This is a genomic window from Sorangium aterium, from assembly GCF_028368935.1.
Classification (GTDB): domain Bacteria; phylum Myxococcota_A; class Polyangia; order Polyangiales; family Polyangiaceae; genus Sorangium; species Sorangium atrum.
The window spans coordinates 1,409,899-1,428,733 of the sequence record NZ_JAQNDK010000004.1; the positions used below are offsets into that span (position 1 = coordinate 1,409,899).

15 protein-coding genes are annotated in these 18,835 nt (G+C 73.0%); 12 read left to right on the forward strand and 3 right to left on the reverse strand.

The genetic code is table 11. From position 1 onward, the window contains the following. Window positions 1-177: 177 nt before the first annotated feature. The 11 genes from POL72_RS36800 (at window position 178) to POL72_RS36850 (ending at window position 14,279) form a co-directional block, all read left to right on the forward strand. Window positions 178-2,814: a HEAT repeat domain-containing protein gene (locus tag POL72_RS36800; protein WP_272101483.1), complete on the forward strand. Its 2,637-nt coding sequence runs from the start codon at window positions 178-180 to the stop codon at window positions 2,812-2,814. Window positions 2,815-2,844: 30 nt separating this feature from the next. Next, window positions 2,845-4,602: a vacuolar protein sorting-associated family 26 protein gene (locus POL72_RS36805; RefSeq protein WP_272101484.1), complete on the forward strand. Its 1,758-nt coding sequence runs from the start codon at window positions 2,845-2,847 to the stop codon at window positions 4,600-4,602. Window positions 4,603-4,785: 183 nt separating this feature from the next. Next, a complete protein-coding gene (locus POL72_RS36810) occupies window positions 4,786-5,112 on the forward strand; it encodes a tellurite resistance TerB family protein (RefSeq protein ID WP_272101485.1) in 327 nt (108 codons plus the stop codon). Window positions 5,113-5,154: 42 nt separating this feature from the next. Continuing rightward, entirely contained in the window at window positions 5,155-5,739 is a 585-nt protein-coding gene (purE, locus tag POL72_RS36815; protein ID WP_276597586.1) for a 5-(carboxyamino)imidazole ribonucleotide mutase, read from the forward strand. A gap of 55 nt (window positions 5,740-5,794) precedes the next feature. Beyond that, window positions 5,795-7,012: a 5-(carboxyamino)imidazole ribonucleotide synthase gene (gene purK / locus POL72_RS36820; protein WP_272101486.1), complete on the forward strand. Its 1,218-nt coding sequence runs from the start codon at window positions 5,795-5,797 to the stop codon at window positions 7,010-7,012. 354 nt (window positions 7,013-7,366) lie between these two features. Next, entirely contained in the window at window positions 7,367-8,746 is a 1,380-nt protein-coding gene (locus tag POL72_RS36825; RefSeq protein ID WP_272101487.1) for a DUF5050 domain-containing protein, read from the forward strand. 534 nt (window positions 8,747-9,280) lie between these two features. Continuing rightward, window positions 9,281-10,660 carry a DUF5050 domain-containing protein gene (locus tag POL72_RS36830; protein ID WP_272101488.1) on the forward strand — a complete coding sequence of 460 codons (1,380 nt, stop codon included), beginning with the start codon at window positions 9,281-9,283 and terminating at the stop codon, window positions 10,658-10,660. 227 nt (window positions 10,661-10,887) lie between these two features. Continuing rightward, complete coding sequence (locus tag POL72_RS36835) at window positions 10,888-11,601, forward strand: DUF8692 domain-containing protein (RefSeq protein WP_272101489.1); 714 nt, start codon at window positions 10,888-10,890, stop codon at window positions 11,599-11,601. Beyond that, window positions 11,598-12,662, forward strand: coding sequence for a hypothetical protein (locus POL72_RS36840; protein ID WP_272101490.1), 1,065 nt, complete (start codon window positions 11,598-11,600; stop codon window positions 12,660-12,662). Before POL72_RS36835 ends, POL72_RS36840 begins: the two co-directional genes overlap by 4 nt. A 44-nt stretch (window positions 12,663-12,706) precedes the next feature. Then, a complete protein-coding gene (locus POL72_RS36845) occupies window positions 12,707-13,681 on the forward strand; it encodes a hypothetical protein (RefSeq protein WP_272101491.1) in 975 nt (324 codons plus the stop codon). Window positions 13,682-13,775: 94 nt separating this feature from the next. Beyond that, window positions 13,776-14,279 carry a hypothetical protein gene (locus POL72_RS36850; protein WP_272101492.1) on the forward strand — a complete coding sequence of 168 codons (504 nt, stop codon included), beginning with the start codon at window positions 13,776-13,778 and terminating at the stop codon, window positions 14,277-14,279. A gap of 180 nt (window positions 14,280-14,459) precedes the next feature. Here the strand turns inward: POL72_RS36850 and POL72_RS36855 are convergent, their stop codons facing one another. Beyond that, entirely contained in the window at window positions 14,460-15,029 is a 570-nt protein-coding gene (locus tag POL72_RS36855) for a hypothetical protein (protein ID WP_272101493.1), read from the reverse strand. Window positions 15,030-15,342: 313 nt separating this feature from the next. Here POL72_RS36855 and POL72_RS36860 point away from each other — a divergent pair, with 313 nt between their 5' ends. Continuing rightward, window positions 15,343-15,747 (forward strand): GFA family protein, encoded by a 405-nt coding sequence (locus POL72_RS36860; RefSeq protein ID WP_272101494.1) that lies wholly within the window; start codon window positions 15,343-15,345, stop codon window positions 15,745-15,747. A gap of 92 nt (window positions 15,748-15,839) precedes the next feature. Here the strand turns inward: POL72_RS36860 and POL72_RS36865 are convergent, their stop codons facing one another. Both POL72_RS36865 and POL72_RS36870 read right to left on the reverse strand, forming a co-directional pair. Continuing rightward, entirely contained in the window at window positions 15,840-17,462 is a 1,623-nt protein-coding gene (locus POL72_RS36865; protein WP_272101495.1) for an NHL repeat-containing protein, read from the reverse strand. Between the two features lie 149 nt (window positions 17,463-17,611). Then, window positions 17,612-18,733: a multiheme c-type cytochrome gene (locus tag POL72_RS36870; RefSeq protein WP_272101496.1), complete on the reverse strand. Its 1,122-nt coding sequence runs from the start codon at window positions 18,731-18,733 to the stop codon at window positions 17,612-17,614. Window positions 18,734-18,835 lie beyond the last annotated feature (102 nt).

Below are 18,835 nucleotides of genomic sequence, written 5' to 3' on the forward strand. Positions count from 1 at the left end.
TGCGGCAGCGCTCGGGGACCGGCGCGGCTCGCGCGCGGTCTCCGCGCGGGATCGCGGTGAGGAGGCGTCCCCCGCCGGCGCGCCCGGCCGGCGCGCCCCGCGGCGCGTCGCCCCGCGGCGCTCGAGCCCGTCTGGAACGCCATGACGTGGCCGCGCCCGCTGTATTACGCTCGGCCCGTGCGCCGTTCGTCCTCGCCGCTGCGCCGCCTGCCGCAGGTCCTGCTCGTCGTCGCCGCCTCGGCCGCCGCGGTCGCGTCGCCCGGGGGAGCGGCCGCGACCCTCTGGCCCAACGTGCCGGAGCAGATCGCGCGTGCGCTCACGTCGGGCGACGCCCTGGAGCGGCGCCTGGCCGCGACCCGCGTCGGCGAGCTCGCCCCGGAGACGGCGATCCGGCTGATCCAGCGAGGCATGAGCGATCCCGACGTCGAGGTGCGGCTGCACCTCGCCGGGGCGGCCGTGCGCCTGCGGATGCCGCGCGCGGGGGACCTCGTGATCGAGTGGCTCGGCGAGGGCGACGCGCGCCTGCGGCTCGCGGCCTGCGACGTGATCCGCGCGGCGCCCACCGACCGCTCCGTCGTCGCGCTCGGGCGGGTGCTCGGCGATCCCGATCCGCACGTCCGCCTCGCCGCCGCGACCGCGATGGGCGCGGCGGGGCTCCCGGACGCTGTCTCGCCGCTGCTCGGCCACCTCGACGACACCGCGCCGGAGGTGCGCGCGGAGGTCGCGCGCGCGCTCGGCCGGATCGGCGACGCGCGCGCGGTCGTGCCGCTGATCGGCAAGGTGCAGGACTCGGTGCCGGAGGTCCGCAAGGCCACGGCGCGCGCGCTCGGAGAGCTCGGAGACCCGCGCGCGGTCAGCGCGCTGCTGCTCGCGCTCCAGGACGCATCCCAGGACGTGCGCGTCGAGGCGGTGACCGCCCTCGGCCGGCTGCGCTCGGACGACGCGACGTCCGCGATCGCCGATCTCGTCACGGCGTCGCCGGGGGCCGCCGGCGCGTTCCCGGGGGCGCGGCCGTCCGACAGCGCCGCCTCGAGCAACGACGTGCGGGAGGCGGCGCTCCGGGCGCTCGGCCGCATCGGCTCCGAAGCGGCCGTGAAGGCGCTGCTCGCGGCGCTCGCGAAGGACAACCCCGCGGCGCCGCGCTCCGCGGTCCGCGACGCCCTCGTCAGCGCCGGCGCCGCGGCCGTCCCCGCGCTCGTCGGCGCGCTCTCGGCCGCGCCGTCGGCCAACACGGCGGCGGGCGCCGCCCTCGTGCTCGGCGAGCTCAAGGCGAGGGAAGCGCTGCCCGCGCTCGTCCGGGGGATGCAGCGGGGCGTCGTCCCGCTCCGGCACGGACTCCGCGCCCTGGGCGCGCTCGGCGATCCCGCGGCGCTGCCCAGCGTGCTGGAGCTGCTCGGCGACGCCGACCCCGCGGTCCGCGCGGAGGCCATCCGCGCCGCGACCGCGCTGCTCGATCCAGCGCGGCCCGACGGGCGTGCGGTGGATCCCGCGCGCGCCCTGCTCGTCGATCCGGCGACCGCGTCCGACGAGAAGCTCGCCCTCGTCCAGCTGCTCGGGCGCACCGGCTCGCCGCGCGCGCAGGCGGCGCTGCTGCCGCTCGCCAAGGCGCGCTCCACGCCGCTCCGCCTCGCCGTGATCGAGGCGCTCGGGGCCGCGCGCGCGGCGGGGACGCTCGGCGCGGCCGTGGACGCCGCCCTGCTCGAGGCGCTCGACGACGAGTCGGCCGACGTGCGCCTCCGGGCGGCGATCGCGCTCTCCCGCGTCGCCGGCCCAGGGAGCGCGCGGCCGCTGCTCCAGCGCCTCACGGTCGCGGCGGAGCAGGACCGCGGCGCGCTCGGCATCGCGCTCTCGGGCGCCCTGTCGCGCGCGGACGACGCCGGGAGCGCCGGCGGCGCGACGGACGCGAAGGCCGCGCGCGACGCGAGCGGCAAGGGCCTCGTCCACGAGGTCGCGGCCGCGATCGCGAGCGCGCCGGACGCCGCGCGCGACGCGCTGATCGAGGGGCTCGGGCGCATGCCGGGGCAGGCCGCGGGCGCCGCGCTCGCGCGGATGGCCTCGGCGGCGCCCATCGACGATCGCCGCAAGATCGCCGAGGCGCTCGCGGGGCACCCGGAGGCCGCCGCCGCGCTCCGCAAGCTCGCGGGCGATCCGGATCCCGGCGTCCGCGCCAACGCGGTCTGGTCGCTGGGCGCGGCGGGGGACAAGGACGCGCTGCCGCTGCTCGCGCCGCTCCTCAAGGACCCCGACGCCGCCGTGGCGGGCAACGCGGCGGGCGCGATCGGGCGCGCCGCGGGCCGCGCCGGGCAGCCGGCCCGCGCGGCCGCGGCGCTCTGCGCGGCGCTGCCCGACGCGCGCCCCTACGTGCGGGCCAACGCGCTCGCGGCCCTCACCGTGGCCGGCGCCCGCTGCGACGGCGGCGCGGCCCGCGACCTGCTCGCGCGCGACCCCGCCGAGGCGGTCCGCCTCGCGGCCGCCGACCACCTCGCGCGGAGCGGCGCCGACGACGATCGCCGCGCGCTCGCGCGCTGCGCCGCCGAGGACAGGAACGCCACGGTCGCCGGGCGCTGCGCCCGCCCCGCGCCGCCCCGCGCGCCGGCCGCCGCCGCCGAGGACGTCGTGGTCTTCGTCGTCCCGTTCGACGCGGGCCGGGGCGGCTCGGCCCGCGACGCGCCGGCCCCGCGCGCGCCCTTCGCGCTCCTGCGCGCGGACGGGCTCATGCGCCTCGGCGTCGCGGACCGGCGCGGAGAGCTGTTCGAGCGCGGCGCTCCCCGGGGGCCGATCCGCCTGACCGTCCCGGCCCCGCTCGTGAAGTGAGCCCGCGCCCGCCGCGCTGAGCCGGACACCATGCGAACCCGACCCGACGTCGAGCTCCGGATGTCCAGGACCGTGCACCCGGGCGACGTCGTCCTCGTCGAGCTCGTGCTCCGCTGCCGCGGGAGGACGCCGGTCGACGCGATCGAGCTCCACCTGGAGGGCATGCAGGTCGCCCGCGTCGAGGAGCGCGTCCTCGTGCCGCCCCACTTCCTCTCGCTCGTCGCCCGCGTCTCGGGGGCGACGACGCTCCCGGAGGGCGAGCAGCGCTACCGCGCGAGCTTCCCGCTCCCGGACGACGCGCCCTGCTCGTACCTCGGCACGCGCGCCGAGATCCGCTACGGCATCACGCTCTCCATCGCGATCCCGTGGTGGCTCGACGTCCAGGAGTCCTACGAGGTGCTCGTCACGCCCCGCCCCGTCACGCGCCCGGCCCGGTCGCCGGCCGCGGGGACCACGGCGCGCGGCGACAGCCCGTTCGTCGAGGTCTCGCTCGACGATCGCGTCTTCGCGCCGGGCGACGAGATCTCGGGGGCGGTGGCCCTCGGCAACGTGCAGGGCCGCGGCGTGCGCGGGATCGAGATCTCGCTGGTCGGCGTCGAGCGCCTCCTCAGCGCCGATCGCTCCGCGCCGAACCGCGCGACCGAGGCGCACCGCTTCACCGCCTTCCGCCGCGCGGACAGCCGCGACGAGGGGCGGGAGCTGCCCTTCCGGTTCCGGATCCCCCGCTCCGTCGCGCCGTCGTTCGACGCCGGCTGGGTCGCCCTCGTCTGGGGGCTCGAGGTGCGCGTCGACCTCGCGCGCGCGGACGGCGTCGTCCACACGACGCCGCTCGTGCTCGGCATCTTCGACGCCCCGCCCGGCCTCGGCGCGATGCGGCGGCAGATCGGCTCCGGGCGGTGGCGCGCCGTCTGGGAGGCGGTCGGCGCGCGCCACGGCCTGTCCCTCGACGCGCTGGAGCTCCGCCTCACGGGCACGCTCTCCGGCGCCGCGGCGTCGGTGTCGATCGACGCGGGGTCCTCGTCGAGCGGCGCGCTCGTGGGCGAGCTGCGCTGGCCGTCGTGGGGGCTCGATCTGGAGGTCGGCGTGAAGCGCTTCCTGCTCGCGCTGTCGTCCGAGGACGACGAGGGCTTCGGCCGCCGTTACCGCGTGCGCGGGCGCGATCCCGGCCAGGTGCGCGCCGTCGTCGCGGGGCCGCTGCGCCGGGCGCTGCTCGCCTTCGACGACGTCCGGCTGGACGACGAGCACGTGTCGGTCCGGTCCCGGACGCCGGGCCACGATCAGCCCTGGCTCGGCGCGTTCCTGGAGCACCTCGCCGCGCTGGCGGCCGAGATCGGCGCCGTGAACGAGCGCATCCCGCCCCCCACGCCGATGGCGGGGATGCGCGCGGCCTGGGAGCGGTTCGCGGCCGAGGTCCACGGCCGCTTCGAGGTGGGCCGCATGCGCATCCGGGACGCGCAGGTCGACGGCGCCACGTTCCACGTCGACACCTGCTTCGAGCGAGGCCCCCACCCCGAGCGCTCCGAGATCACGCTGGTGGTGGATCCGCCCCTCGACGCGGCGCTCGACCCCGACGACCCCGAGCAGCTGCGCGCCGCCTCGCCCGGGGCGCGCGAGGCGGTCAAGCGCCTGCAGGTCCGCACGCGCGCGCTCCGGATCGCCCCGCACGCCATCGTGATCACGCTGCCGGCCCCGCTCGAGGACCCGGCGACCCTGCGCGACCTGCTCGGCGCTCAGCTGCACGTGGCGGCGCTCCTGCGCGGCCCGCGCGTCGCCCGCCCGTACCGCTGAGCGGCGAGGAGCGGGCGCGCTGGAGCGCGCAGCCCATCATGAGGACGCGCGGGCGGGAACGCGAACGCGGGAGCGCGGCAGCGCGAGCGCGGGAAGGCGCGGATCCGGGAATCCCCTTACGCGGCGCGCGGCTCGCTGATTTCCACACAAAACGCTGGCGGATCCGGGCTAGAGTCCCCGCCCATGCTCGACAAGCTTTCTCGCGAAGAACGCCTCCAGCTGATGCGGTTCATCTGCTCGTTCGCCTGGGCCGACCTCCAGGTGCGCGACCAGGAGCGCGAGTTCGTGCGCAAGATGATCCTGCGGCTCCACCTGGACGCGGAGGAGACCAAGCAGGTGCGCGGCTGGCTCGAGCTGCCGCCCGCGGCCGACGACGTGGATCCGATGAAGATCCCGCGCGCGCACCGGCAGCTCTTCCTGGACGCCGCGCGCGAGATGATCTCGTCCGACGGCGAGATCGGCGAGGAAGAGCGCGAGAGCCTGAGCCTGCTGGATCAGCTCACGCGCTGACGCAGGCGCGGGGCGTCGAGCGATGACGGATGCCAATGACGGATGGATGAGGAGCCGGTGAGCGGTGGAACGATGAGCACGATGGCGCAGGGAGGGGCCGGCGAGGGCCGGACCCCGGCGGAAATGGGAGCGAGCTCGGCCGAGAAGCCCTGGGTCGGCGTGATCATGGGCGGCAAGAGCGACTACGAGCACCTCGCCGTCACGAGCGAGCTTCTCACGCAGCTCGGCATCCCGCACGAGGTGCGCGTCGTCTCGGCGCACCGCACGCCGGACCGGATGTTCGAGTACGCGAGCACGGCCGCGGAGCGCGGGATCGAGGTGATCATCGCCGCCGCCGGCGGCGCCGCCCACCTGCCCGGGATGGTCGCCGCGAAGACGGTGCTGCCCGTCATCGGCGTCCCCATCCCCGCCACGGCGCTGAACGGCATGGACGCGCTGCTCTCGATCGTCCAGATGCCGAAGGGCGTCCCCGTCGCCACGATGGCGATCGGCAAGCCCGGGGCGGCCAACGCGGCCCTGTTCGCGGCGGCGGTCCTGTCGGGCAAGCACCCGGAGCTCCGCGAGCGCCTCGCCGCCTTCCGCGGCGCCCAGGAGGCGGCGGTGCTACGCGACTCGGTCATCGTCTAGCTCGTCGGGCCTCGTCAGGCCTCCTTTCCCTCCCCCTCGTACAGGTCCTCCGGAAATGCCCATCGCTCCCGGCTCTACGCTCGGTATCCTCGGTGGCGGCCAGCTCGGCCGCATGACGGCGCTGGCCGCCCGCACGCTCGGGTACAAGGTCCACGCCCTCGACCCCGACCCGGACTGCCCGGCCCGTTCGGTGCTCGATCGCTGCATCGTCGCCTCGTTCGACGACGTTGCGCAGGCGGCGGAGCTCGCGTCGCAGTGCGACGTGGTGACGCTCGAAATCGAGAAGATCGCCACGGACGGCCTCGTGGCCGCAGCCCGGTTCGCGCCGGTGCGCCCGTCGGCCGACGTGCTGGCCATGGTGCAGGACCGCGGCGTCCAGAAGGGGTGGCTGTCGCGCAACGGCTTCCCGGTGGGGCCCTTCCGCGAGGTCGCGACGAGCGAGCAGCTCCTCGAGGCGACGCGCGCCATGGGCGGGGCGTGCTTCGTGAAGTCGTGCGTCGGCGGGTACGACGGCCGCGGCCAGCTGCGGCTCTCGGGGAACGCCCGGTTGAACGATGGCGCCGACGGCGGCGCTGGCGGCGTCGGCGACCTCGAGCGCGAGGCCGCGGCGCTCTTCGCGTCGCTCGGCGGCCAGCGCTGCGTGGTCGAGCAGGCGCTCGACCTCGAGGCCGAGCTCTCCGTGCTCGTCGCGCGGAGCCCGAGCGGCAAGCTCGCGGTCTACCCGCCGGCGCTGAACCACCACGTCGACCAGATCCTCGACTGGTCGCTGCTGCCGGGCCCGCTCTCGGCCGCGGTGACGGGGCAGGCGGTCCAGATCGCGCTCGACCTCGCGGTCGGCCTGCGCGTCGAGGGGTTGCTCGTCGTCGAGCTCTTCCTGCTCAAGGACGGCCGCCTGCTCATCAACGAGCTCGCCCCGCGGCCCCACAACAGCTACCACGCCTCCGAGGTCGCCTGCGCGACGAGCCAGTTCGAGCAGGCGGTCCGCGCCGTGTGCGACCTGCCGCTCGGCTCGGTCGAGATCGTCCGCCCCGCAGCGATCCTCAACCTGCTCGGCGACGTCTGGCTCGGCGGCGCGCCGCCGCCGTTCGAGGCCGCGCTGGAGATCCCGGGCGTCCGGCTCCACCTCTACGGCAAGCGGGTCGCCCGCCCCGGCCGCAAGATGGGCCACCTCTCCGCCACGGGCCGCACGCCGGAGGAGGCGCTCGTCGCCGCGAAGCTCGCGATGGCCCGGCTCTCGGCGCAGGCCGGGCTGCCGCCGCTCTCCGGGCGCTGAAGCGCCGCCAAGCGAGCCCCCGCCGGCCCACGACGCTCTCCACTGCTGCCCGTGATGGCGCGGCGCGCGCCGCGCCATCACGTCGACGGATTCGCCCCGTTCGCGTCGATTCATGAGCCGCCGGTGAGCCGCGGCGCAACTGCATGTTCTGGACGGCCCTGTCGGACGAAACATCGATATAGGATGTGTTCGATCCGAACACACGCCCTGGACTTCGACGAATAACTCGCACAGAGGCGCCTCTGTGGCATGTTCGAATCTTAACAGGTCGCGACCGTGGAGACTCCGGTCGTGCCCCTGCTCGCAACCCTGTCCATCGTGGGCGGCGGTGACCGCCCGCGGAGGAGCAAGTCGATGAAAAGAACCTCATTCATGGTGTTGGCGTGCGTGTCGTGCGGGCTGGGCAGCGTGTCGTGCGGGGGGGCGGACGCGGGCGACGACGCCACGCACGAGACTGAGCCCCAGTTCTCCGTCGACGCTCAGGGCGGGGTCTTCACCGGGGATGATGGCTTCAAGATCGAAGTGCCGCCGGGGGCGGTCAGCGCGGCGACGGAGCTCACCATCGAGAGCATCGAGGACTCCCGCGAGGGAGCGGTAGGCCCCACGTACCGCCTCGGTCCGGAGGGGCAGACGTTCGCCAAGCCGATCAAGCTCACGCTGCCGATCACCGTCGAGCTCGAGGCGGAGCTCGGGGAGAATACCGTCCTCGATGCCTACGGCTTCTCCGCGCCGACGGGCTCCGACGCCTTCACGCCGCTCGAGCATCACGAGGTCTCTGCCGCTGAGCTCATCACGGAGACCACCTCCGTTGGCACCTTCTACGCCGGGATGATCCCGGCGGCGGTGATGGCGAGCCAGCACGCCTACCCGATGGCGCTCGCGGCCGACGAGACCTACCTCTACTTCGCGAGCGGCGGCACCGAGGCCACCGCGCCCGCGGACTCGAACGACGGGTACATCTATCGCGTCAGGCCGGGCACCACCGAGGTGGAGGCGATGACCGCGGCGGATCCCGACCCCAAGGCGCTGTGGGTCAACGCGTCCCACGTGTACTGGGCGAGCGGCGGAGACAACGATCCGATCATCCCCTCGGCGCTCAAGCGCGTCGACAAATCGACCCTGGAGATGGAGACGCTCGTCGAGATCGGCTACCTGCTGAGCGTCATCGGAGACGAGTCGTCCGTCTATTTCGGCGACGGCGACGGACACAACATCTACAAGATGCCCCTCGACGGCGGCGCGCCCGTCGTCCTCGCGGCCGACGCCGGCGCTCCGGAGTACCTAGCGCAGGACGCAGAGAACATCTACTGGACCGGCGGCGCCACGACGAACAAGGTCTACAAGGTGGCGAAAGCGGGCGGGGACGTGACCGCCATCGCCGAGAACGAGGGAGAGCCGGCCGGGATCGCGGTGGACGCGCAGTTCGTCTACTGGGCCAACACCGGTGACGGCGGCGTGTTCAAGGCGCCGATCGCCGGAGGAGCGAAGACGCTGGTCTACCAGGGTGGCTCGATGGGGGGGCTGGCCCTCAGGGGCTCGACGCTCTTCTCGACGGACATGAGCCGGAACCGCAGCGTTCAGGCCCACGATCTCGCGAGCAATTCGACCGTCGTGCTCGCGCTGGGCCAGCACTTCGCCTGGCGCATCCTCGCCCCGGAAGGTCAGGACGTGTTCTGGACCAACGGCGGTGATTACCGCTTCGAAGGCCAGATCGTGTCCTACCGCGCTCCTTGAGCGCGCGCGTCCGGCGGCGATGCCGGGCAGCATGACAGCAGGGGCGAACGCGAGGTCGCCCCGTCCCGCCGATTTGTGAGCCGCCGATGAGCCGCGGTGCGACTGCTCATCCGGGACCAGCGTGACGGGTAGGGGGGTGGTCCCACATGCTTATGCTTGGCTTCGCTTCCGGTGACTCCGGGGCTCCCCTGTCGTGTGGACGCGACGGCGGCGCCGGGGCCGCGTGCTGCGAGCTCGGCACAGTCAATCGTCTCCACTGCCAGCGCGGAGAGCGCTCACGGCGTCTTTGTCTTCATGGCGAGCGCGTGTCGGCCGGGGCGGAACCACGCGCGTTGGCCACCGGGACGGACCATCAAACCTGGAAGCCGTTGATCCGACAACACCCGAGCCCACCTCCAACGATCATCTCGTGAGAGGCGCTGCTGTGGCATGTTCGCGCCTCATCGGCTCGCGACCGTGGAGACTCCGGCCGTGCCCCTGCTTGCAACCCTGTCGATCATGGGCGGCGGCGACCGCCCGCGGAGAAGCAAGTCGATGAAAAGAATCTCATTCATTGTGCTGGCGTGCGCGGCGAGCGGGCTGGGCAGCGTGTCGTGCGGGGGGGCGGGCGCGGATGACGGCGCCGCGCAGGGGAACGAGCCGCAGTTCTCCGTCGACGCTCAGGGCGGCGTGTTCACCTCGGACGACGGGTTCAAGATCGAAGTGCCGCCGGGCGCGGTCAGCGCGGCGACGGACATCACCATCGAGCGCGTCGAGGGCGCGCGCGAGGGCAGGGTGGGGCCCATGTACCTCCTCGGCCCGGAGGGGCAGACGTTCGACAAGCCGATCACGCTCACGTTGCCGATCACCGTCGAGCTCGAGGCGGAGCTCGGGGAGAATACCTTCCTTGATGCCTACGCCTTCACCGCGCCGGCCGACGCCGATGATTTCACGCGGCTCGGGCGTCATGACGCTTCCCCTGCCGGCGTCATCACGGAGACGCCGCATTTCTCCCGCTTCCAGGCCGGGATGGTCCCGCCGGCGGCGATGGCGAGCCAGCACGCCTACCCGATGGCGCTCGCGGCCGACGAGACCTACCTCTACTTCGCGAGCGGCGGCACCGAGGCCACCGCGCCCGCGGACTCGAACGACGGGTACATCTATCGCGTCAGGCCGGGCACCACCGAGGTGGAGGCGATGACCGCGGCGGATCCCGACCCCAAGGCGCTGTGGGTCAACGCCTCCCACGTGTACTGGGCGAGCGGCGGAGACAACGATCCGATCATCCCCTCGGCGCTCAAGCGCGTCGACAAATCGACCCTGGAGATGGAGACGCTCGTCGAGATCGGCTACCTGCTGAGCGTCATCGGAGACGAGTCGTCCGTCTATTTCGGCGACGGCGACGGACACAACATCTACAAGATGCCCCTCGACGGCGGCGCGCCCGTCGTCCTCGCGGCCGACGCCGGCGCTCCGGAGTACCTGGCGCAGGACGCAGAGAACATCTACTGGACCGGCGGCGCCACGACGAACAAGGTCTACAAGGTGGCGAAAGCGGGCGGGGACGTGACCGTCATCGCCGAGAACGAGGGAGAGCCGGCCGGGATCGCGGTGGACGCGCAGTTCGTCTACTGGGCCAACACCGGTGACGGCGGCGTGTTCAAGGCGCCGATCGCCGGAGGGGCGAAGACGCTGATCTACCAGGGTGGCTCGATGGGGGGGCTGGCCCTCAGGGGCTCGACGCTCTTCTCGACGGACATGAGCCGGAACCGCAGCGTTCAGGCCCACGACCTCGTGAAGAACAAGACCACCGTGCTCGCGCTGGGCCAGCACTTCGCCTGGCGCATCATCGCCCCGGAAGGTCAGGACGTGTTCTGGACCAACGGCGGTGACTACCGCTTCGAAGGCGAGATCGTGTCCTATAGCGCTCCTTGAGCGCGCGTCCGGCGGCGATTGCGGGATCAGGACAGCAGGGGCGAACGCGACGGATGGAGCCCGTTCGCCCTCACCGCATTGCACCGAGGGTGGCCTCGAGAGCGCATGGCGAGCGCTCCTGAGTCCGCTCGCGCTCGCCAGCCCGCGCTGCGCCGCCTCTCTGCGCCGGCGTCCGCTGCTTTACGCATTGACCGTGTCCAGCGTCCTGGCGTAGTTCTTCTCATTCGATGCAGATCACCGTCTCGAGGGCCCGGCTCCAGGTCGCGCTGCTCGCCGTGATGGCGGTGATCGCGGGCGCCGGGCTCGCCGTCGAGGTGCTCAAGCCGCTTCTCCACCTGAGGAGCCAGAGCGGCGTCGTCCCGTTGTTCTCGCTGAGCTACGAGCAGAATGTGCCCACCTGGTACACCTCGTCCCTGCTGTTCGTGTGCTCACTCACGCTCGCTGCCATCGCCGTCGGCGCCCGCCGCACGGGCAAGTTCGTGAAGCACTGGTGGGGGCTCTCTGCGGCTTTCCTCTACATCTCGCTCGACGAGGTGGTCGAGATCCATGAAGCGGCGAGCTCCTGGCTCGATCTGGGCGGCGTCCTGTACTTCAGCTGGGTGATCCCGGCGGCCGCCGTGGTGGCGCTGTTCGCGGTCGCATACCTCAAGTTCCTCTCGCACCTCCCGCGAGAGACGCGGAATCGATTCCTCCTCTCGGGCGGGATCTACGTCACCGGCGCCCTCGTCCTGGAGCTGCCGCTCGGGTACTGGACCGAGCGCGCCGGGAGCGACAACCTGATCTATGCGCTCATCGACTTCGTGGAGGAGTCGCTGGAGATGCTCGGCGTGAATCTCTTCCTGCTGGCGCTCGTCGATCATCTCGCCGTGCAGGGGTGGACGATCGGCTTCTCGCAAGCAGCACCGGAGCCGCGGCCCGCGGCGGCACCGAGTCCCACATGAGCGCACGGGCCGAGCTCGCGTCCGCTGCGCAGCTCGGTGTGGGCCGGGCCGCGTACATCGTCGGCCCCGGGTACGATTGGGCCTTCTTCCTGCTCCCGCCGCTCATCGCGCTGGCCGCGGGCGCCCTGATCGCGGGGACGCCGTTCGCCGACGCGACGTTCAGGCTTCACGGGGAGAAGGTCACGCGGGAGGGGCTCTTCATCGGCACGCTCATCCACGGCCACCTCGCCGCGGTGCTCCTCCGGAGCCACGGCAACGCGGACATCTTCCGGCAGCACCGGCTCCGCTTCCTCGTGGCGCCGGTCGCCCTGTTCGCCGCGATGATGCTGTCCATGTGGGCCGTCGCCTGCGTGTCGGTCCTCGTGGTGTTCTGGGACGTCTACCACTCGGCGCTCCAGACGTTCGGCCTCGGGCGCATCTACGACGCGCGCGCGGGGAACGCGCCAGCGCTCGGCCGCCGGCTGGATCTGTGGCTCAACCTCGTCCTCTATGCCGGCCCCATCCTGGGCGGCGCGACGATGCTCCTCCACTTCCAGAGCTTCGACGCCTTCGAGGGCGTGGGCCCCGCCTTCTTCACCGCGGTCCCTGCGCTGATGACCTCGAGCCACCGCGCCATCAGCTGGGCCGTCATCGCCGCGGGCACGGCGTACCTGGTCTATTACGCGCTCGCTTACCGCGCGATGTTCCGGCGGGGTTACCGGGTGTCGTTCCCCAAGGTGTGGCTGCTCGTCAGCACGGGTCTCTGCTCGATCTATACGTGGGGTTTCAACCCCTGGGGACAGGCCTTCTTCATCATGAACCTGTTCCACGCCGTGCAGTACCTGGCGCTCGTCTGGTGGTCGGAGGGCGGGCGCCTCCGCCGCCGGCTGCGGCTCGACGCGCTCCGGGCCGGAGCGCCGATCGCGGCGGCGATCTTCCTCGGGGGCGTCCTTGTGTACGGGGCCTGGGCCGAGCTCGCGCCGGCGGACGACCGCGCGCTGTGGTCGATCACGCAGACGGTCGCGCTGATGCACTTCTGGTACGACGGCTTCATCTGGTCCGTGACGCGCAAGCAGGTATGAGGCGATCGAGCCTTCAAGGTGTTACCAAAGAGGGGTGTATGCCAATGCAACGTTGTCTCCGATCCATGGTCATCGCGCTCGGGGTCGCCTCCGCGGCGCTCGTCTCGCCTGCTTGCAGCAAGTCGCCGCAGATCACGGCGGAGAGCATCGAGGACAACTGGGCGCTGACGGAGCAGCATGAGCCCGGGTCCGTCGTCATGACGGTGGCCCCGGACGGGCAGGTGACGGCGCTCGTGAAGGATCGCGACGGCAAGCCCATCGCGGCGGATGTGTCGGGCAGCGTCTCGGTCAAGGTGCCTGGCAAGGGCGGAGCCCCCATGAGCGCGGCCCTCGTGCCCGAGCCCAAGGCGGGGGGCGTGCTGCTCGCCAAGCTCCCTCCGCTCGAGGATGACCTGACCGAGGTCAGCTATGAGCTCAAGGTGAAGGGCGAGCCGTTCAACGGGGTGCTGCACGTGCCGCGCGGCGGGACCCGGGAGCTCCAGGAGAGCGCCAGGGAGCACCAGACGACCCAGCTCGACGGGACCAAGGGGCCGAACGGGGGTGTGCTCCAGCCGGTCGGAGACGACGTCGTGGAGATCGTCGCCGACAAGGAGAGCGGCGATCTGCGCGTGTACGTGCTCGATCTCAACCTCAAGCCGGTGCCGATCGGCGAGCGCGAGATCAAGCTCGCGATCCAGACGCCGTCGGGGCCGGACGTCATCGTGCTCGCGCCCGGGCCCGATCGGCTCTACTTCACCGGCAAGCTCAACGTGAAGGTCAATCCGACCAAGATCACGGTGGTGCTCAAGCAAGGCGGGCACACGCACGTGGTCCTCTGCGGCTACCGTCCAGGCGCTGTGATCGTGGTCGGCCCGAGCGCGCCCGTGATCGGCATCCTGGTGGCCACCACGTGGGCCGTGAAGGTCGACGTCAAGCCGACCGTGGTGGTGCATGACGACGATGACGACGACGGCCGGGTGATCGTCATCCACAAGCACAAGCACAAGGGCAAGGGGAAGGGCAAGTGGCACTGGAAATGACGGGGGAGGAGGGGGCTGCGCTCGGACGGGGCGCGCCGACGCGGTAAGGTGGCGGCGCGGCGCGCCCGCGCCTCCCTCGAGAAAGCCCTCTCCCATGACCGAAGCGCCCGAGCTCCCCGACCTCTCCCCCGACGACTGCCACCCCCGGGCCGCCGCTGCCCTCGCCGACCCGTTCTTCTGGTCGCTCACCGACGAGACCGCTCCGTTCGGCAACGAGACCGCGCACGAGACCCTCACCGCCTTCCGCGACTTCCGCGACGAGCACCCGAAGAAGAGCCCGATCGAGCTCCTCGACGCGCTCCTCGAGCGCTGGGAGGTCGGCAATGGCGGCTGGGACGCCGTGGACGCGGCCGAGGTCGAGGCGCTCGGCGAGGAGGACGAGTACGGCCTGCTCACCCGCGACGAGGCGATCCTCGGCCTGGCCTTCAGCCAGATCGTCGTCGAGGGCAGGCTGGATCCGGAGGTCCGCCGCCGCGCGCTGCTGGCGCTGGCCCGGCAGGCGCTCCCCGCCGTGCTCAGCGCCTACGAGGGGCGCGCCCTGGAGCGGGCGCTGCGGATCGACCGGATGAGGGGGGTTCTCTCCGCTCGCTGGGAGTAGAGCGACGGTCACCCGCTTCGGATACGGGCCCACCTCGACGTTTTCGGTGCTCAGCGCACCGGAGTGCGCTTCCGCGCCGAAAACGCCGATCTGGGCCCGTCTCCTGTGCGGGTGACCGCCGCTCTGCATGGCGCAGCGGTGGGCGGAAACCGGTGTAGAGAAGCACCTCGGCGCGGACGGCTACGGGAGCGCCCAGTCCTGCGCGTCCTGTCGGCACACAGGCCCGCAGTCTTTGCCGTTCGGGTACGATGTCCGGTACGCGGGGGTGAAGGTCTGCTCTCCGAGGAGGGCGCCGTTCCGCCGCATGACGACGTCGACGCGCGCCGGCGTGCCTTGAATCGCGAGCACCTGCGTGAACTGCCCGGGGGCCGGGATGCAGCTCTGGGAGACGGCGTCGCCGTGCCTCGTCTCCGTGCAAATTGCCACTGCATTGATCGAGACACTGACGGTCGGGCTGCACTGGACGAACTCGCCGCCGCCGCCGACCTTCGGTGTGTTCGTCCAGCTGTAGGCGCACGACACCGCGTTGCCGTCCACCGTGAGCTCCAGCGTGTACTCTCCCGCTGCCCAGCTCTTGTTCGCCGTCGCGGCGGTGATGGTGAAGGTGTCGCTACAGCCCATCTCGGTGCATGCCTTCGGGTTCATGATGCAGCCGGGCATGGCGGCGGCCATGACGAATCCGGCGGCGAGCGCGGCGGTCGTGCGCGCGCAAGAGCCGAGCGGGACGAGGGAAAAAAGAGACAAGGACATTGGGGGGCATCCTCTCTACGGCGGGACCGCCGTCGATGGACGCGGTGGCGTAGCAACGGGCAGGCCACCCGTGCGGCGCAAGCAGCTGGCTCTCCGGACGCCTTGTGCCAGGTGCCCGCCGAGCGGCGCATGACAGGTGTGTCAGGGCAACGAGCTTGCGGCTCGGCGGACGGATGCCCCGGCGCCGCCGGCGCAGCGCGTCTCCAGACCGCGCGGCGGCGCTTCGAAGGGGGCTCCCGCCGGCGCGGATTCGGGTACCGTCAGGCCGTCGAGCGTTCGAACGTGAACGCCTGTCCTGCCAGGAGGTTTGTACATGAAGAAGACATACACGGGGAGCTGCCACTGCGGTGCGGTCCGCTTCGAGGCCGAGCTCGACCTGAGCGCTGGAACCAACAAGTGCAACTGCTCCATCTGCACCAAGACGAGGAACTGGAACGTGATCCTGAAGCCGGACGCGTTCCGGCTGCTCGCGGGAGAGGACGCGCTGAGCGATTACCAGTTCGGCATGAAGGCCGGGCACCACCTGTTCTGTCGACACTGCGGCGTGCGCTCGTTCGGGCGCGGGTATGTCGAGGAGATAGGCGGCGACTACGTGGCGGTCCAGCTCGCTTCGCTGGACGACGTGGATCCCGCGGAGCTCGTCTCCGCGCCGATCCGATACGCCGACGGGCGCAACAACAACTGGGGCGCGCCACCGGAAGAGACCCGACACCTCTGAACGGGGCCGCCGCTGCCTGCGGCGGACAGCGTACCAACGGCGGATTGCGCCGCTGCACGCCGGCGCCCCCGTCGCGCCGTCTTCACCCGTCTTCACTTCGCGACCTCTCCCGTCCTCAGATCGAGCTTCAGCTCCCGCACCACCTCCGGCCTGGCGCACACGATCTGCGGCGCCGAGCCCTGCACATCGGTCTTGATCCGCTCCTCCAGCTTCTTCGCGAGATCCCAGGTCGGCACGAACGCCGCGAAGAAGCGCTGCCCCATGTCGCGCGTCACCACGAAGCGCGCCGGCGAGAACTCCGTGCGTCCCTTGAGCGCCTTGCGCGTCAGCGGGAAGTCGTAGTCGTCCGGCGCCGTCTTGCTGAACGTGTAGAGCACCACGAGGTTCTGAGGGCATTTCGGCCCGCCGGGCCTGGGCAAGGTCCGGTTCTCCTTGGGCGTCGGCGGCGGCCCCTTCTGGAGCTGGAGGGTCCCCGGCGCCGCGCCCGCGGCCTCGCTGGCGCCGCCGTGCTTCAGGATCGCCCCGCCGGCCGCGACCCATACCGCGCCGTCGCTCCCGACGGCCACGTCCCGGGCCTTCACCCCGTCGGGCAGCGGCGCCTGCTCCCAGGCATCGCCCTTGCGCGCGAACAGCGCGTCGTCCGTGAGCGCCCACAGCGTCCCGTCCGGCGCCGCCGACGCCGTGAGCACGCGCGCGCCCTTCGCCGGCGGGTCGATCTTCTTCGCCTCCCCGCCCTGGTAGCGGAGCACGCCCCCGTCCACGATCCACGCCTCGCCGTCGCCGGGGCCCGGCAGGATCAGCGTGCGCACATCGTCGGCCTCCTGCTCCTCGGACGGCGCCGGGACAGGCACGATGGTCGAGCGTTTCTCGCCGCGCTTCCAGACCTCCAGGGCGCTCTCCCCGCGGCAGTTGCGCCCGTAGCTCAGCGCCGTCCCATCGCGCGTCGCCCCGAATGCCTCCGGGCGGACTTCGGCCTCCGCATAGGGCGATGCCCCTTCGAAGTCGAACCCGCGGCACTCCCCCTTCCTGGGCGCCGGCGTGATCGTCAGCCCCACCCCGGGCCCGCGCAGCGTGATGAACCGCGAGGGCCCGATCATCGACGGCCCCGCCAGCCCCACGAGCGAGCTGCCCATCCTTGCCACCCCGGTGAACCACTGGCCCGCGCTGCTCACGCGCCGCTCCCAGCCCTTCGCCCCCAGCGCGTAGTGCTCGGCGACGCCGGTGCGGCCCGTGGTGCCCGTCGCGATCAGGTCGAGCTGGTCGGGATAACGCCCGTGGACGTCCATCACCGACACCCACCACCCCGGCAGGCGCAGGCGCTTCGGGAACTCGATCTTCCCGTCCTTCAGCACGCCGACCGCGGCGGCCACGTCCGTCTGCTCCCCCTCGAGCATCGTCAGGTTGGAGGTCGATACGAGCAGCGCCCCCTCCACCGGGTGCAGCCGCAGCTCGACGTCCGCCGGGATCTGCGCCACCGGCGCGAACGCCGACTTCGGCGGCGGCGCCGGCTTCGCCGCCTCGTCCGCCTTCACCCCGCCCGCCGCGCCTGCGGTGCTCGATGCGCCCGCCGCGCTTGCCGGACCCGCCGCGCCCGGCCCCTGCGCTGCGGCCTCCGCGCGCGGCCCGTCCGCGGCCTGCGGCGCAGGCACAGGGCCGCACCCCGCCATCGCCATCACGAGCCCGCCCAGCCCCCACCACGCCCTTCGCCCGCTCATCGCTCGTCCTCCTCCAGGCACGGCCGCGCCGGACTGCCGCGCCGCGCTCGCACGCTCTCCATCCTCGACCCCGCCGGCTGCTCCGCCGCCCACCACCCCGGACCATTCGCCGCGCCGGCCTGCTCCCCTCGCGCCGATCCCTCGTCCGCTCACGGCGCGAGCCTCCCCGACGCCACCCGGATCTCGCCCTCGATCTCCGCGTCGCGCAGGTCCACCCCGTTCGGGTGCGCCACCCGCTGGTAGGCCACCTGCCACGCGATCGCCCGCCCCTCGCCGGCGGCACCGACGTCGAGCTCCACCGTCACGGGCTCCGCGTGCACCCGATCGTCGGCCACGAGCTTCCGCCCGATGGCCCCGGGCCGCAGCGCGAAGTGCCGTGTCAGGTAGCGCTCGGCTTGCCCCAGCACGAGCTCGTCGGGCCCGAGCGCCTCGGCCGACACCTCGAGCCTCCGGAACAGATCCCCCGTCGGGAACGCGTGCCCCGCGTTCGCGGGCGCGAGCGTCACCGCCACGCGCGTCGCCGAGAGCCGCCGCGCCGTCACCGCGACGGCGCCCCGCACGAGCGCCTCGTCCCGCGATCCTGCGAACCCATGGCCGCGCCGCCCCGCCGGCCCGCGCGGCATGTGGCACGCCGCGCAGGGCTGATCCGCGGCCGGCGACGCGCGGTGCTCGATGACGGTCGACTGCATCAGCTCCGCGGCCGATCGCCCTCGCGCCGTGGGGAACGCGAACTCGTGGCAGGCCGCGCACGCGTCCGCGCCCCCGAACCGCGCGTCCCGGATCACCGCGTGCGGCGCCGCCGGCGGAGCCCCGCGCCCCGCCCACGGCGCCGCGAGCACCGGCGCCGCCGCCTCCCCCGCGAGCCCGCCCTCGCCGTCGCTGGTCACGTGGCACGTCACGCACCCCACCCCGAGCGCCCCGAGCGCCTCCGGCTCTGGCTCCTCCGGCCTCGCCTCGGGCGCGTGGCAGGCCCGGCAGAACGGCATCGGCTCGATCGCGAACGCCCGCCGGTAGGCCGGCTCGGTGTTCGCCCGGTGGTGGAGCGACGCGCGCCACTCCCGCGCCACCTCCTCGTGGCACCCCTCGCAGGCCTGGTTCGCGACCACCGCCGCCCCGAGCCGCGCCCGCGCCGGCCTCGGCATGGGCACCCGCGCCGCCTCCGCGGCCCCAGGCAGGGCGCCGCCGGACGGCGCCTCGACGTCGCCTGCCGGCCGCGCGGGCGCGTCCGGCGCGGCAGCGCACGCGCCCGCGAGGGCGCCCGCGATCAGCAAGCCAGGGCCAGGTGCACAGCGCCGCACAGCGATCATTGCGGCTACAACACCCCCGACGCTGCGTCATCCCCGAGGCACCCGCGCGACGCCTGCCGCTCTGCC